We start from the raw sequence: 15,197 nt of genomic DNA on the forward strand, positions 1-15,197 counted from the left end.
CATAGAGATTGCTTCGTACCTCGCAATGACGCGTTATATAAAATGGATGGGCTCTACAACTTATTAAACCAACCCTTTTTCCAGAACACAAATACCTGGAAAATAGCTATCGCGAACATGAGCACAATGGCGTAAACATAGCCGTGCTGCCAGTAAAGTTCGGGCATATTATCAGGTATAATATGACCTTTATCGTCCTGGCGGGCAAAGTTCATTCCGTAAATGCCGGCAATAAAAGTAAGGGGGATAAATATAACCGAGATAATAGTGAGCACTTTCATGATCTCATTCATCCGGTTACTTACCATAGACAGGTACAAGTCGATAATGCTGGATGTTACCTCTTTATAGTTTTCAATCAGGTCCATAGCCTGTATGCAATGGTCATAGGCATCGCGCAGGAACAATTTGACCTCAGATGTGATCAGAGGGCTTTCCGAGCGGATCATATCATTGATCTTATCCCGCTCGGGCCAGCTTGCCCTGCGTATAATGATCAGGGTACGTTTGATCTGCTGCGAATTGAACATGATGCTTTTATCGGCACTGCTATAAACCTTGTCTTCGATGGCATCAAGTTTGTCGCCTATCAGTGCCAGTAGCATAAAGTAGTTATCAATGATGGTGTCAACAAGAGCATAGCACATATAGCTGGGTCCCGCTGTACGTATAGCGCCCTTGCCCGCCTTAAGACGTGCCTTTACCGCTTCAAAATATTCTTCGTAGTCTTCTTCAAAGCTGATGATCAGGTTATCTTTCAAAATGGCCGAAAACTGGTTGTTCACCAGCTCGTCCTCTTTGTTAAATCTAACCATTCGGCTGGTGCAAAAGGCATAAGTATCGTATTCATCAAACTTGGGGCGCTGGTGGGTATTGGCAATATCTTCCAGCACCAGCGGATTGATGTTCAGGTATGTGCCTATCTCCTCAATCAAAGCCGGATCACCAAGCCCGTTAACCTTTATCCAATGGGTATGGTTATCGCATTTTTTAAACTGATTTAAAATTACTTTGATGTCTTTCCCTTCGGAAGTAACCAGCTCTGTCTCGTTATAGGAAAACATGGCGATATGCGGTTTTAGCGCATCATCAGGTATTATTATTGTTCCCGGGCGGTCGCCAACATTCCCCTGGTGCCTTTGTACTTTATAGCGTACACGTTTTATCCTGCTGTCCATTTACAAATAATTAATACTTTGTGGTCCCTGGTTAAATAACAGATCAACAATGCTCAAATTTTTCAGAAAACCCTTACGATCTTCAAAAACCTGAAAATAGGGTTTTTGTTCCAGTTCCGTTTCTTTTTTTGGATGGATTGCGGTTCTCAGATCGACAACCGATGCTGGATATTCCCGATGATATTCGTCGGTGTATGTGATGTCGGCCTTTATTTTAGTGAGCTTCAACAGTAGCTGCAAAAGCTCCTGATTATAATCAAAAAGATAAGGCACCTGCTTTTGTTTTTGGTAAAACGCGGCGAAGTCGTCCTCATAGTATTCAAAATAAGCCGACCGGCGATAACAGGCCGCCAGGCCTTGCCAATGCAGGCGTTGCCATTCAAAATCGTAGCTGATCTTAACATCTTTGATCAGGGTATGGTTTTTTGAACCTTTTATAACCGGAACGGTCAGGGTCAACATACCATCGGGCGAGTAAATATTGGCCCGGTTACGATAAGTTTGTTTCGGGAAATGTTCTTCTCTTTCTATCAGAATATCAGGTTTATAAGTGTTTAACTTTGCAAAATATTCTACCGGCGGAAGATAAAACATAGGGAACACAGCACCTTTTTCAATCATATATTTTATGTTTGTGTTCAAAATTGGTTAAAATAATGATAAAAAAAGGGTTTTTGAGGTTAGGTATATTTTTTTTATACCTTATATCGCTGCTTCCCTTTTGGTTTTTGTACATTATATCCGATATATTGTTTGTTGTTATCTATTACCTTGTGCGTTACCGCCGGGATGTGGTACAACAAAATCTGGCCAATTCCTTCCCCGAAAAAACAGCAAAAGAACGTCACGATATCGAATTTAAATACTACCGCTACCTGGCCGATCTGATCGTGGAAACCATTAAAATGATCACCGTATCAGAAAAACAGATACAGAAAAGGGTAGTGGCTACCAATTCGGAGCTGGTGCATGAGTATTTTGCGAAAGGGAAAAGCATTATAGCCGTGGCAGGCCATTATTGCAACTGGGAGATGGCTGCACTCAATTTTAATTTTGTAACTGATAAAAGGTTCATGATCGTGTATAAATCACTGTCAAACGCTACGTTCGATGAGTTTTTTATACAGGTGCGTTCGCGCTTTGGCGGGCAGCCGGTGGCTATGAAGCAAACCATGCGCAAAATGGTTGAATACCGGAACGAGCTAACCGTAAGTGTACTGGTAGGCGATCAAACCCCGGTAATGCACGAAGTAAATTACTTTACTAATTTTTTAAATCAACCTACTGCCGTATTTTTGGGCATCGAAAAAATATCAAAGGCTATTGATGCCGCCGTGGTATTTTACGATATGAAACGCGTAAAAAGAGGTTATTATACTTATACATTGGTTCCTTTAACTGAAAATCCCAAACAAACTGCCGAGCACGAAATAACCGATGCTCATGTACAGTACCTGGAAGGTATGATCAGGCGGGAACCGCAATATTGGCTATGGTCGCACCGAAGGTGGAAGTTTAAGCCGGAGGAAAAACATAAATGATCAACACACCCAAAGTTGCTGTAGTTATATTAAACTGGAACGGCGTTAAATACCTTAAACAATTTCTTCCATCCGTGTTAGCCTCAACCTGGCCCGGTTTGGAGATTGTGATAGGGGATAATGCCTCCACCGATGATTCCATTGCTTTTATAAAAGAAAACTACCCGGCTATCAGGATCATTCAAAACGATAAGAATTACGGTTTTACCGGCGGATATAACCGGGTGCTGAACCAGGTGGACGCAGATTACTACATCCTGCTCAATTCAGATGTGGAAGTAACACCAGGCTGGATAGAGCCGGTGATCAGTTTAATGGAGAGCGATGATCTGATTGCTGCCGCAGCGCCTAAGCTGCTATCCTTTGCACAAAAAGACCAGTTTGAACATGCCGGTGCAGCCGGAGGCTTTATAGATAGCTTTGGTTATCCGTTTTGCCGTGGCCGCATGTTTTACGAGGTAGAGCATGATCTGGGGCAATATGAACAATCGGGTGAGGTATTCTGGGCATCTGGTGCGTCCTTATTCATCAAAAAGAAATATTGGGACGAAGCGGGTGGTTTTGATGAACACTTTTTTGCCCACATGGAGGAGATTGACCTATGCTGGAGATTAAAAAATATGGGATATAAGGTGATGTACTGTGCGCAATCAACCATCTATCATGTTGGCGGCGGTACGCTTAATGCGGAAAATCCGTTCAAAACCTATCTTAATTTCAGGAACAATCTGCTGCTGTTGAAAAAGAACCTGCCTTTTTGGAGAGCCTTGTTTGTGATCAGCATACGCTTTTGTATGGATCTGCTGGCCATATTCCGCTTCCTGGCCGAAGGCAAACGTAAAGATGCCTGGGCCGTGAGTCGTGCTCATCAGAATTTTGTCCTGGGGATTTTCGGGATACATGTTTCCGGATATGGCGTAAAAGACCTGAGCAACGGCGAAAACAAGCTATCGCCTAAAACCCATAAATCAAAACGTACTGTTCATAATTTAAAAGGTATGTACAAAAGCAGTATTGTATGGGCGTTTTTTGTTAAAAAGAAAACCAGGTTTACTGATCTTGATCAGATTGATTTGGTTTAGCATCGCCTGAGTTAGTTTCTTTTATCTCCTTTGGTTTCGTGGGTTTTTCTTTGTCCGGGGTACTTATAACCAGGCTTTCCGGTGGCCAAATCAAATGTACATCCTGCTGAGGGAGTTCTATACCTTCCTTATTCAATATGTCATAAATGTCGGCCAGTATCTGGCTTTTAAGCCCAACCCAGGTATTGATATCGGCAGCCCAAAAAAGCACCCTGAAATCAACCGAACTCGCACTCAGGTTATGCAACAGCACCGACGGCTCCGGTACTTGCATAATGTCGTTATGGGCATTCAGTACGTCTTTTAGCAAGCCTTTGACTTTTTCAATATCTGCACCATAAGCCACGCCAATAATAAGCTCCACCCGGCGATTGTTGTTACTCAGCGTCCAGTTAATTACATGGTGCGATATCAGGTCGCCGTTGGGTATGATCACTTCGGCGCCGTCGGCGGTGGCTATTTTACTTGCCCGTATACCAATATCCAGTATCGTGCCCGAACGGCTGTCCACCTCAATAATATCGCCTACCTGTATCGGTTTTTCAAAGGCTAGTATCAGTCCCGAAACCAGGTTGTTCACTATATTCTGCAAACCAAAACCAATACCGATACCAAAGGCGCTGATAATGATGGTTATTTTATCAATAGGCACTCCTGATGCGGCAACCGCCAGGAAAAAGCCTACAGCAATAACCCCGATGCGGATGAGCAGGGTAGAGGTACGATTTTTCTTTTTCAGCACATCCATATCATGCTTGTGCTTGGCAGATACATCATACAGGTAACTGATGATCTTGGAGGTAATGGATGATAACCAGATGACCGCTATAAATATGATGACACTTTGGAAGGTGAAAACCGTATTGGTACCGCCAATGCTGCGGTTGGTGGTTAAAAATGCTTCGATATGATCAAATACAGTATCTTCAACGCTCAGGTTTTGAGTAAGCATCACCAGCCACAACAGGCTGGCTAAAACTGTAAGCACACTTCTGAACTTGTTTTTGAGTAACTGAAAGTCAATGTAGGAACTGAAATTATTGCTGTTCTTGCTGGCTTCCAGTTGTAAAAACAAAGCCTCCATAAGCATTTGTACAATATAGTACATAGCCATGGCCAGCCATAGATTATGCACGGCCGTTACCCCAATTATTTTGGCCAGGCTAAAGCGACCAAAAACATTACATAAAACTGAAGCAATTTCAAGGGCAATAAAAAATTTTAATACGATGCTGGTATGGGGTAAGAAATCTTCGGGCGACTTGCGTACTGCGGGTAAAAGCCTGATGCTGATAAAGATAGTAGCCAGACCAAGTATCAGTACCGCAACCCTATCGGCATTGGTCACCTGTATAAATAAATTGCTGATGCAGTAAAAATTGGTAATGATAAAAAGCAGCAGCAAATAATTGAATAAGGGTTTTGGACAGGTTTTTTTAGATATGTATAGTATAGCCGCTATCAGGATTATAAAAAAGGTTTCCAATACTACCACTGGCGGGTGATCATAAAAATTGGGGATCAGGGTAAATGCAATAATAACTGAGGATGTTACAAGGTACCTGGTCACATAATTAGCCTGGTTAAAAACACCTTCAGGGGCATCATTGGTTTTTAGTATTTTTTTGCGGCTGGAATAAACCCAGAAGAAAAAGCCCAATAAAACCAATAATCCGGCAAGATGCGTTAATATATCGCGGCCGATAAAAAAGCTGAAAAGCTTGGAATTCATGGTGGCGGTTTTAGAAAGCGCCTCCTTAAAGTCACTGCCTTCACTGGCTTTCATGCTCCAGATGTTGCTGTACTCGGCCGATAATGCCCTTTCGCCAAAGTCTCTTATTTTCTGGTCTATCTGATCTTTAAGGTCAAGTATCGATATATATACAGATGAGGTACGATTTTGCAGCAGCCCGATCTTTACCATCAGTTTTTTATTAACCGTATCCAGGCGATGGTATTTACTGTCGATAGCTATTTTTTGGATCAGGAAAGTAGTGGCGAGCGAGCTATCAGCCGGCAGGATTTTCAAAACGCTGTCTTTGGATATGGCGTTCAGGTCGGTTTGATTCTGGATCATTTTGGAGTTGATATCAGCAAGCTGATCCTGCCATCCATCCAATTTGTCGCCCAGGCGGGTTAAAACATCACGTATTGTATACAAATAACGCAATGTGCTCGATTTATCATTATCAATCAATGACTTGATGGTGCCTACGCTCTTTTCATATCTGGGCAGTTGCGCGCTGATATCAACAGTGTCGACCCTTTTGGAAAGATTGGATTTGATCTGGTTAAAAGCCGAAGTATAGTACTCCACTTTTTCCAATAAGTTATTAGTTGATGTATCAGACCGTTTCAGCGCCCGCATCATGGAATCGCGAGAGAGGATAGCCGCGCGGAGCGAATCTCTTACCGAGCGTGATTTTTTCTTTTTGGTTTGTGCCAATACATCCGCACCAGAAAAAAGGGTGACAAGCAATAAGCAATATGCGGTAATTCTATATAATTTATGCATCGGGATAAATACGCTAAACGCCATGGTTAAACACTTTATTTTAAAAAGCGTTTTAATAAAGATACAAGAATCAGGAGTAAAGAATCAAGATCCAAGAGTCAATACCCCCGGTTTGGTTCAATTAATAGATATAATACACAATTTTTCTCTCTTGGTTCCTGATTCTTAGCTCTTGCCTCTATTATTTACCCATTCACCAGGTTTTCAATGGCCAGGCGGTACGAGTCCATACCAAAACCTGCAATTACCCCCCTGCAGCTGGCTGCCAGCATTGATTGGTGCCTGAATTCCTCGCGTTTATGAACATTGGAAATGTGCACTTCAATAACCGGTGTGTTGATAGCCGCAATGGCATCAGCAATTGCGATGGAAGTATGGGTATACGCGCCGGCATTCAGTACAATTCCGTCATACGAAAACCCAATTTCGTGTAGTTTGTTTATAATTTCGCCCTCAACATTACTTTGGTAATAATTAATGGTGATGTTTGCATAGCGCTTGCGCAAGGTATCAAGATAGGTTTCAAAACTGGTATCACCATAAATTGACTTTTCGCGTACGCCAAGCAGGTTTAAATTAGGGCCGTTTATAATTTGTATATTCATTAGTTCAAACTTAAAATAAATCATTTAAAAAAAGTAATAAATTGGAGTGGCGTTCGGCAATAAAAGGCTTTCAGGCCTATTTGAAGTTAGAAAAATCGCTTGCCGATAATTCTATCGAGTCGTACAGCCGTGATATAGAAAAGCTATTCCAGTTTGCCGATGCACAGCAAACCCAATTGAAACCAGAAACCATCAGATTGACCGATCTGCGGCTGTTTATTGCCTGGGTAAATGAACTGGGTATGATCCCATCTTCGCAAGCCAGGATACTATCGGGTATCAAGGCTTTTTACAAATACCTGCTGATGGAGGACATCATCAAAACCGACCCCTCGGAATTACTGGAGTCGCCCCGGATACAGCGTAAACTACCCGATACCCTGAGCTATCAGGACATCAACAGGCTAATAGCTGCTATTGATCTATCAAAGCCCGAAGGTGTCCGGAATAAGGCAATATTGGAAACACTATATGGCAGCGGTCTGCGCGTGTCTGAATTGACGGAGCTCAAACTATCAAACCTGTATCTGGATATTGAATTTATAAAAGTGACCGGCAAAGGCAGCAAAGAACGCCTGGTTCCCATTGGTGCCGAAGCCATCAGGGCACTTAAAATATGGATAGAGCATGTACGGGTACACACGGCTATTAAAAAAGGCGAGGAGGATATTGTTTTCCTGAACCGGCGGGGTACCCGCTTAAGCCGGGTTTATATTTTTCTGCTGATCAAAGAACTGGCCGTGCGTATCGGGTTGAATAAGGCTATTAGCCCGCATACTTTCAGGCACTCTTTTGCTACTCACCTGGTAGAAGGAGGGGCCGATCTGCGGGCAGTACAGGAAATGCTCGGACATGAAAGTATAACCACTACCGAAATATATACTCACCTCGACCGAGAATATCTGAAAAGTACTATCAGTCAGTTCCATCCGCGCAGTTAATCTGGCCAAATTACTCCTGGCGGTATGTTAATTCCCCGATTGTGGTGGGATTTGCCCAGGTTGCGCTACGAAATTTAATTAACACCTACTACATTGAGCTTAAGAAGGTTTCGGCATTTGGCTTGTTATAGTTAATTAAAGATTAATAACATGTTAGATTATATAGAAGAATTAAATGAGCTAAAAGAGTTGTTTGACGGCTTGGGCAACTATTCGAAAATTAATGCTTACGTGCTTCAGGTGCTTTTAGAACGATATGATGGCGTGGTTGAACAATTATACTGTATGAACGATCAGGTGTTCCAGTCTTCGGTGACTACTATCCTGGAAGCCGAAAATGAACTTAGCATTTTAATGAACGACGAATTACCATCGGTTAAAAAGAAACTGATATTTGAAATAAATAAGTTTAAGCTTAAAGTTGCTGTTAACAGCGATCTTAGCCGGTATGGGCATTATAAAATGATACAACAGATTAACTATAATTAACTGACCTTAAAACTGAACAGCTGTGTATAAGTCTGTTCTGTAAGCCGCGGCAACTCACCTTGTCGCGGCTTTTATCATTCTGTCGCGGCCGCTCATATCCTGCTTTAAAATGATGTCGGTAAATCCCTTTTTTTGGAGCATTTCCACGGTTTGATTACCGTAATTTTCATTGATCTCAAAGAATAATAAGCCTTTTGCAGGCAATTTAAGCAGGGCAAAATCGGCAATGGTATTATAAAATAACAAGGGGTCATCCTCCGGTACAAATAAAGCATTGTGCGGCTCATGATCCGTTACGTTGGTATGCATTTGTTGCTTGTCGTAAAGTGTCACATATGGCGGATTACTGACTATTAAATTATACATTTTGAATTGGGCAGTTTGAGCCTCCCAGTCTAAAATGTCACTGTGGATAAAATTAATTTCAACTTTATTTAATGCTGCGTTAACCTTAGCGGTTTGTAATGCCGGTTCAGAGATATCTACGGCCGAAACCTGTGCATTGGGCAGGTTTTTTTTAAGGCTGATAGCGATACAACCGCTCCCCGTACCAATATCAAGTATAGCCTCTTCAAATTGTTTGCTGTTTTCTGCAAAATGTCCGCCACAAACAGATAGGATCCACTCCACCAGCTCCTCTGTCTCCGGACGGGGAATAAGCACCGATGGATTTACCTTAAATGGCAAACCATAAAACTCTGTCTCCCCTAAAATGTACTGCACGGGTTCACCGGTTTGCAGCCGGGTTAGTATGGCTTTTAGCTCTTCACTTTGTTCTGTGCTTAATTCCCGCTCCGGGAAGGCTTTGATGGATGCCTTTGATAGCTTGCATATTTCGCTGATGACCAATAAAGTAAGAGCTTCTGTCTCCGTACTATCGTAAATATTGTTCAGCTGTTTGTAATCTTCAAAAACATCCTTTATCGTAATCATGCAACAAAGTAACATAAAAGCTACTTTTGCAGCATGCTAAAACATGAAAAATATATGCAACGCTGCCTGGAGCTTGCTCAACTGGGGGCAGGGCAGGTAAGCCCGAACCCAATGGTTGGGGCGGTTGTAGTTCATGATGATAAAATAATAGGCGAGGGCTATCACCAAAAGTATGGACAGGCCCATGCCGAAGTGAATGCCATTGCCCAGGTAAGCTCCCGGTATGATAATGCCGAGGAATTGTTAAAACAATCTATTATATATGTTTCATTGGAGCCTTGTGCGCATTACGGTAAAACCCCGCCATGTGCCGATCTGATCATTAAACACCAGATCCCATTGGTGGTAGTGGGCTGCCGCGATACATTTGAACAGGTTGATGGCAAGGGTATAGCCAAATTAAAAGCTGCCGGAATTGAGGTAATAACTGGTGTGCTCGAAAAAGAATGCCAATGGCTTAATCGCCGGTTCTTTACACGGATACAAAAGCATCGGCCATACATTATATTAAAATGGGCGCAAACCAACGATGGTTTTTTCGCACCTGACGATAACAGCCAGCTTTGGATCACCGGAGAACAATCGCGCAGGCTGGTGCACAAATGGCGCAGCGAAGAGGACGCCATACTGGTGGGTAAAAATACAGTCGCGATTGATAATCCAAGGCTTAATGTGCGTTCCTGGGAGGGGAAATCGCCCAAGCGGGTAGTGATCGACAGAAGGCTGGAATTAGATAAAAGCTTGAATGTATTTGATCAATCTGCTGAAACATTCATATTCAATGAGGTTAAATTTGATACCGACGGTAAAAATAAATATATAGCCCTGGAAGATTTTGACCGTTATGTACCCCAGTATATTTTATACCAATTATATCTACAGGATATCCAGTCGGTTATTATTGAAGGTGGTGCCCGCACGCTAGACAATTTTATAGAAGCAGGTCTCTGGGACGAGGCCCGTGTATTCACCGGGAAAACTGTTTTAAAAAAGGGTATAAAAGCCCCGCAAATAACAGGTATAATTGCAGAAGAATTATCATCGGGCGATGACCGCCTGCAGATAGTATATAATCAACCAATTATATAATGCTCTACGTTTTTTTAAGTATTTGCTGCAGCGTTGTAGTTTCTGTGCTATTGAAACTGGCCAAACGCTACCACATAGATGTATTTCAGGCTATCACCTGGAACTACTCTATGGCTATATTGCTTACCTGGATATTTTTTAAGCCACAATTCATCATCAGTTTTGAGGATGCGCCAATTTATAATTACATAGCGCTCGGTATTTTATTTCCCTCGTTGTTTGTTATTATGGCCTCTTCCGTAAGGTTGGCCGGTATTGTACGTACGGATGTGGCTCAGCGGCTGTCGTTATTTATCCCCATTTTCGCGGCGTTTTTTATATTCAATGAGGCTAAGGATACTGTGAAGATCATCGGTATTGTATTGGCTTTTATTGCCATCATATGCTCTATACCCTGGCAAAAATCCTCACGCGATAAGGCTGCCAAAATCTCCTGGATTTATTTACTGATTGTTTTTTTAGGCTTTGGAATTATTGATGTGCTTCTAAAACAAATAACCAAGGTTAATAAAGTGCCATTCACCTCGGCCATTTTTGTGATCTTTATACTAGCCTTTGTGTTATCCATGATCGGATTGATTTACCAGGTGGCTACCAAAAAAACGAAATTTTCCTGGCCGCATATCCTTATTGGGTGGATACTGGGTGTAGCTAACTTTGGTAACATCCTGTTTTACTTAAAGGCTCACCAGGCTTTGGCCAATAGCCCCTCGGCCGTATTCTCATCTATGAACATTGGCGTAATTATAGTAGGCACTTTTATCGGGATATTCATATTTAAAGAAAAACTCAGCACGCTGAACAAAATAGGTATTGTAGTTGCGGTGCTGGCCATTGTGATCATTTATTTCCCACAGACACTGGGTTTTCTTCATCTATAACGTGTTTTAATGCTTTTTGACGATACTTATAAGACTATAGAACAACCAACCGAAGGCATATTCCGTGATCGCGGCAGCAAATTCCTGGCCTATGCATATCCTATCAATTCCGAGAATGATATCAAGGAAATTGTAGCTAATCTGAAATCGGAGCACCCTAAGGCCAATCATCATTGCTGGGCTATGCGTTTAAGTATCGACAGATCGGTGTTTAGGGTTAATGACGATGGTGAACCTTCGGGCACTGCAGGTCGGCCCATACTCAATACGCTGCTATCCCGCGATTTGACCAATATATTGGTCGTGGTAGTGCGCTATTTTGGTGGTACGCTGTTAGGCGTTCCGGGTTTAATTAATGCCTATAAGGTCGCAACCGAAGAGGCTTTGAACCAGGCAGTCATCATTCATAAAACCGTTAACGATATTTATACTATCGCCTTTGACTACCTTCAAATGAACGATGTAATGCGTATCATCAAAGATGATAACCTGGTGATACTCAATCAGCAGTTTGATAACGACTGCCGCATACAGGTTTCCATCCGCAAAACCCAGGTGGAGCAAACTTTATTTAAAATAAGTAAGGTAAGCGGTGCTGTTGCGGAATACGATCACAGCCTTTGAGAAGCAAGAATTAAGAGTTAAGAACCAAGAAGGTAAAGTAAATCAGCGAGTTAATTCTTGCCTCTTGATTCTTGTCTCCTGATTCTCGATTTCCGGCATAAATGATTATTTTAGTCGGGATATGCAATCTTTTGAAATCGATAAAACCGACCTGCTCCGCATAAAAGCCGCTCTGGAAAGCGATGATGTTGAGTTAGAGAAAGTTCTGCAGGGATACCATGCCTCTGAGATTGCTATACTGTTTGAGAAACTTCCGCAGGAAGCCAAAGAACGCATCATCAATATCCTGCCGACAGACATCGCATCGGAAGTAATTTCGGAAATGGATGAGGAGCATCATCCCGAAGAACTACTGGTGAACCTTCATCCGGAGAAACGTACCGAGATTGTGGAGGAGTTGGATTATGACGATGCTACCGACATTATCTCGCAGTTGGATGAAGAGCAGCAGCACGAGATCCTGAAAGATATTGATCAGGAGGATGCCAGCAGCATCCGGGCCCTACTCAGTTATGATGAGGATACAGCGGGTGGTTTGATGAACTCTGAGGTTATCCGGGTAAATATCAACCTGGATAAAAAGGATGCACTGGACGAGATCATCCATCAATCGGAAGAGATGGAGGAGCTATACACCATTTATGTGATTGACGATGCGGCTACGCTGAAAGGCATACTCTCCATAAAAACACTTATTAAAGCAAAGGCCGATGCACGCATCAGTAACCTGGTGCAAACAACCTTTGTATATGTAAAGGCCGATGTTGACCAGGAAGAAGTAGCCCGTTTAATATCGCAATATAACCTCACCAGTATCCCGGTAGTTGATGAGCACATGAAACTACTGGGCCGCATTACGGTGGATGACATCATCGACGTAATGGAGGAGGAAAACACCGAGGACATCCTGAAAATATCGGGTGTATCTGAGGACGAAGAGTTGAGCGGTAACTGGAAAGACGCTGTAAAAAGTCGTTTACCCTGGCTGGTCATCAACCTGGGTACAGCCTTCCTGGCCGCATCCATCATCCGTAATTTCGATGCCACGGTAGCCAAGCTTTCCATTATTTCGGCTTACATGACCATTATTGCTGGTATGGGCGGCAACGCGGCAACCCAGGCCCTGGCGGTAACGGTAAGGCGTATTTCATTAAACGATCTGAGCGATAAGCAGGCCTATAATACAGTGCTGAAAGAGTTTTTAGTAGGGATGATCAACGGTGCAGCCAACGGTTTGATCGTTTTTATAGTGGCTTTTTTCTATGATGCCAACCCCATGCTGGGCCTGGTATTGTTTTTAGCCATGACGGGTAACCTCATCATCGCCGGTTTAACAGGGGCATCTATCCCGCTGATATTAAAGCGGGTAGGGATTGATCCGGCAGTAGCATCATCTATCATTATTACAACATTTACAGATTGCATAGGCTTTTTATTACCACTTTGGCTGGCGACAAAGCTTTTGTTGCACCACTAAATTAATTATTGAATTATTGAATTAGTGATTGGGCAAGTATTTGTGATTTAGATAGTTAATGAATTATTGAGGAGGGATTGAATACCTTAGTTAAGATTCTGTTAATTCTTTAATTTTGTAAATTCTTGTTCAAAACAATAAATCGCTAAATCACTAATTCACTAAATCACTAATTATTCTAAATTTGAACCATCAAAATTTGAAACAGAATGACCGAGGTAAGATACAACTGGACTAAAGAAGAAATAGCTGAAATATACCATACCCCGCTGCTTGACCTTGTTTACAAGGCCGCAACCATACACCGCGAAAATAAGGACTATGCCGAAGTGCAGATCAGCTCGCTGATCTCGATAAAGACCGGCGGTTGCTCTGAAGATTGCGCGTATTGCCCACAAGCAGCGCGTTACAACACCGGTGTTAATGTACACGCTATAATGCCTAAAGATGAAGTGATAGCCGCGGCCGAAAAAGCTAAAGCAGGTGGTGCTTCGCGTTTATGTATGGGCGCTGCCTGGCGCGAGGTACGCGACAACCGTGACTTTGACAAGGTAATTGACATGGTAAAAGCGGTGAACTCCCTGGATATGGAAGTTTGCTGTACGCTGGGTATGCTTACCGAGAGCCAGGCGCAACGTTTGGCCGACGCGGGTCTGTATGCCTATAACCATAATCTGGATACCTCTGAGGAGGATTATAAGCGTATTATCACCACTCGTACCTATGATGAGCGCCTGCAAACACTGGAGCATGTACGTAAAGCTAAAATTACTGTATGTAGCGGTGGCATCATCGGCCTGGGCGAAACAGTGGAAGATCGTATATCGATGCTTAAAACATTATCAAACCTGCCTAAACATCCGGAATCTGTGCCAATTAACGCTTTGGTACCTGTACAAGGTACGCCACTGGCCGATCAGCCGAGGGTATCTGTTTGGGATATGGTGCGTATGATAGCTACTACCCGTATCATTATGCCCAAAACGGTGGTTCGCCTGTCGGCAGGTCGTACAGAAATGAGTGTGGTTGAACAGGCATTTTGTTTTATGGCCGGTGCCAATTCTATTTTCGCAGGCGAAAAACTATTGACCACACCAAACCCATCATTTGATACCGACATGGCGATGTTTGAATTGCTGGGCTTATCGCCGCGTAAGGCTTTCAAAAATGGTCGACCTAATGAAGTTAAAGAAGCTGAGGCAGCAGGATAATCCTGTTGTTCAAATAATATAAACGAGAAAGAGCCGCAAATTGCGGCTCTTTCTCGTTTTAAACAAAGCGTCATTGCCACGCTACGCTCGCAATGACGTTCAAGTAATATTGAAGTAGGAGTGGGTATTAGTCCCTCATATTAATAAACTGCAGTGGCTGGCCAAAGTTTTCGCCGCGGCACAGGCTGATCACGGCCTGCAGATCGTCGATTTTTTTGCCCTGAACACGTACCTGGTCGTCCATGATAGATGCCTGTACTTTAAGGCCGCTGTCTTTGATCTTTTTAACAATCTTTTTGGCTGCTTCTTTATCGATGCCTTCCTTCACTTTGATCTCCTTGCGGATCATATTGCCCGATGCATATTGCTCTTTACCAAAATCCAAAGCGGCGGAATCTAAATGCTGTTTCACCATACGACTGATGATGGAATCCTGAATAGCCTTTAAACGCATATCGTTTTCGGTCACGATGGTGATCTCGTTGGTTTTTTTATCCAGGTCGATAGTGCTTTTTGAATCGTTAAAATCATAACGGTTCAATATTTCCTTTTTTGCGGTATTGATAGCGTTATCAAGCGTTTGTCCGTCTATCTTGCTTACTATATCAAATGTGGGCATAAGTAAATGGTT

The 15,197-nt window shown here is 42.7% G+C and carries 15 protein-coding genes; 9 read left to right on the top strand and 6 right to left on the bottom strand.

Annotation, left to right across the window (positions count from 1 at the left end):
* Positions 1–53: 53 nt before the first annotated feature.
* Together corA and AC57BQ_RS05475 are read right to left on the bottom strand one after the other, a co-directional pair.
* Positions 54–1,178, bottom strand: coding sequence for a magnesium/cobalt transporter CorA (corA, locus tag AC57BQ_RS05470; protein ID WP_496405306.1), 1,125 nt, complete (start codon positions 1,176–1,178; stop codon positions 54–56).
* Entirely contained in the window at positions 1,179–1,820 is a 642-nt protein-coding gene (locus tag AC57BQ_RS05475; protein WP_496405307.1) for a WbqC family protein, read from the bottom strand.
* Positions 1,821–1,834: 14 nt separating this feature from the next.
* On the opposite strand from AC57BQ_RS05475, the gene AC57BQ_RS05480 reads away from it, so the two are divergent.
* Positions 1,835–2,719 carry a lysophospholipid acyltransferase family protein gene (locus AC57BQ_RS05480; RefSeq protein WP_496405308.1) on the top strand — a complete coding sequence of 295 codons (885 nt, stop codon included), beginning with the start codon at positions 1,835–1,837 and terminating at the stop codon, positions 2,717–2,719.
* The gene (locus AC57BQ_RS05485; RefSeq protein WP_496405309.1) at positions 2,716–3,801 is read left to right on the top strand and encodes a glycosyltransferase family 2 protein; all 1,086 of its coding nucleotides are present in this window, start codon (positions 2,716–2,718) and stop codon (positions 3,799–3,801) included. The genes AC57BQ_RS05480 and AC57BQ_RS05485 overlap by 4 nt, the downstream gene beginning before the upstream one ends.
* Here AC57BQ_RS05485 and AC57BQ_RS05490 read toward each other — a convergent pair.
* Both AC57BQ_RS05490 and aroQ read right to left on the bottom strand, forming a co-directional pair.
* A complete protein-coding gene (locus AC57BQ_RS05490; protein WP_496405310.1) occupies positions 3,770–6,340 on the bottom strand; it encodes a mechanosensitive ion channel family protein in 2,571 nt (856 codons plus the stop codon). The genes AC57BQ_RS05485 and AC57BQ_RS05490 overlap by 32 nt on opposite strands.
* A 161-nt stretch (positions 6,341–6,501) precedes the next feature.
* Positions 6,502–6,921, bottom strand: a complete 420-nt coding sequence (gene aroQ, locus AC57BQ_RS05495) for a type II 3-dehydroquinate dehydratase (RefSeq protein WP_090472347.1) — start codon at positions 6,919–6,921, stop codon at positions 6,502–6,504.
* A 41-nt stretch (positions 6,922–6,962) separates the two neighbouring features.
* On the opposite strand from aroQ, the gene xerD reads away from it, so the two are divergent.
* Positions 6,963–7,862 (top strand): site-specific tyrosine recombinase XerD, encoded by a 900-nt coding sequence (xerD, locus tag AC57BQ_RS05500; protein ID WP_496405311.1) that lies wholly within the window; start codon positions 6,963–6,965, stop codon positions 7,860–7,862.
* Positions 7,863–8,012: 150 nt separating this feature from the next.
* Positions 8,013–8,351 carry a hypothetical protein gene (locus AC57BQ_RS05505; RefSeq protein ID WP_090471927.1) on the top strand — a complete coding sequence of 113 codons (339 nt, stop codon included), beginning with the start codon at positions 8,013–8,015 and terminating at the stop codon, positions 8,349–8,351.
* A gap of 54 nt (positions 8,352–8,405) precedes the next feature.
* Here the strand turns inward: AC57BQ_RS05505 and prmC are convergent, their stop codons facing one another.
* Positions 8,406–9,284 carry a peptide chain release factor N(5)-glutamine methyltransferase gene (prmC, locus tag AC57BQ_RS05510; RefSeq protein ID WP_496405312.1) on the bottom strand — a complete coding sequence of 293 codons (879 nt, stop codon included), beginning with the start codon at positions 9,282–9,284 and terminating at the stop codon, positions 8,406–8,408.
* A gap of 33 nt (positions 9,285–9,317) precedes the next feature.
* Between prmC and ribD the strand changes: the two genes are divergently transcribed.
* The 5 genes from ribD to bioB all read left to right on the top strand — a co-directional run bounded on the left by ribD (position 9,318) and on the right by bioB (position 14,566).
* Complete coding sequence (gene ribD, locus AC57BQ_RS05515; protein ID WP_496405313.1) at positions 9,318–10,373, top strand: bifunctional diaminohydroxyphosphoribosylaminopyrimidine deaminase/5-amino-6-(5-phosphoribosylamino)uracil reductase RibD; 1,056 nt, start codon at positions 9,318–9,320, stop codon at positions 10,371–10,373.
* Positions 10,373–11,254, top strand: coding sequence for an EamA family transporter (locus AC57BQ_RS05520; RefSeq protein WP_496405314.1), 882 nt, complete (start codon positions 10,373–10,375; stop codon positions 11,252–11,254). Before ribD ends, AC57BQ_RS05520 begins: the two co-directional genes overlap by 1 nt.
* A gap of 9 nt (positions 11,255–11,263) precedes the next feature.
* Positions 11,264–11,878, top strand: a complete 615-nt coding sequence (locus AC57BQ_RS05525; RefSeq protein ID WP_496405315.1) for an IMPACT family protein — start codon at positions 11,264–11,266, stop codon at positions 11,876–11,878.
* A gap of 121 nt (positions 11,879–11,999) precedes the next feature.
* Positions 12,000–13,355 carry a magnesium transporter gene (gene mgtE, locus AC57BQ_RS05530; protein ID WP_496405316.1) on the top strand — a complete coding sequence of 452 codons (1,356 nt, stop codon included), beginning with the start codon at positions 12,000–12,002 and terminating at the stop codon, positions 13,353–13,355.
* A 209-nt stretch (positions 13,356–13,564) separates the two neighbouring features.
* Positions 13,565–14,566 (top strand): biotin synthase BioB, encoded by a 1,002-nt coding sequence (gene bioB, locus AC57BQ_RS05535; protein ID WP_496405317.1) that lies wholly within the window; start codon positions 13,565–13,567, stop codon positions 14,564–14,566.
* A 127-nt stretch (positions 14,567–14,693) separates the two neighbouring features.
* Here bioB and AC57BQ_RS05540 read toward each other — a convergent pair whose 3' ends face one another.
* The gene (locus AC57BQ_RS05540; protein WP_090471938.1) at positions 14,694–15,185 is read right to left on the bottom strand and encodes a YajQ family cyclic di-GMP-binding protein; all 492 of its coding nucleotides are present in this window, start codon (positions 15,183–15,185) and stop codon (positions 14,694–14,696) included.
* Positions 15,186–15,197 lie beyond the last annotated feature (12 nt).

The organism is Mucilaginibacter sp. BGA-UO-ETr-C110 (genome assembly GCF_059567985.1).